The sequence below is a fragment of the Haemophilus sp. HMSC061E01 genome (assembly GCF_001810345.1).
Lineage (GTDB): Bacteria > Pseudomonadota > Gammaproteobacteria > Enterobacterales > Pasteurellaceae > Haemophilus_D.
This window is the reverse complement of the sequence record NZ_KV801020.1, coordinates 1-209: the sequence shown is the minus strand read 5'-3', so window position 1 is coordinate 209 and position 209 is coordinate 1. Positions and strand designations below refer to the sequence as shown.

Annotated in this window: 1 protein-coding gene; it reads right to left on the bottom strand. The window is 36.4% G+C overall.

Annotated elements, in window-relative coordinates; all coding sequences use genetic code 11:
* The coding region (gene rplQ, locus HMPREF2732_RS08970; protein WP_070592603.1) for a 50S ribosomal protein L17 at positions 1-182 on the bottom strand (182 nt) is incomplete at its 3' end.
* Positions 183-209: the final 27 nt, after the last annotated feature.

Here is a 209-nt window from a genome sequence, read left to right as displayed (position 1 = left end):
TGACGGCGAGCATGTAAGTCACCACGTTTACCTAAAGTAATCATTTTTTCTACAGTAGAACGGATTTCTTTAGCACGAGCTTCAGTTGTAACGATACGTTCGTTAATAATTAAGTCAGTTGTCAAGTCACGTAATAACGCTTTACGTTGTGAACTTGTACGTCCTAATTTACGATAAGCCATTTTTAATATTCCTCCTTCTTAAGAGTT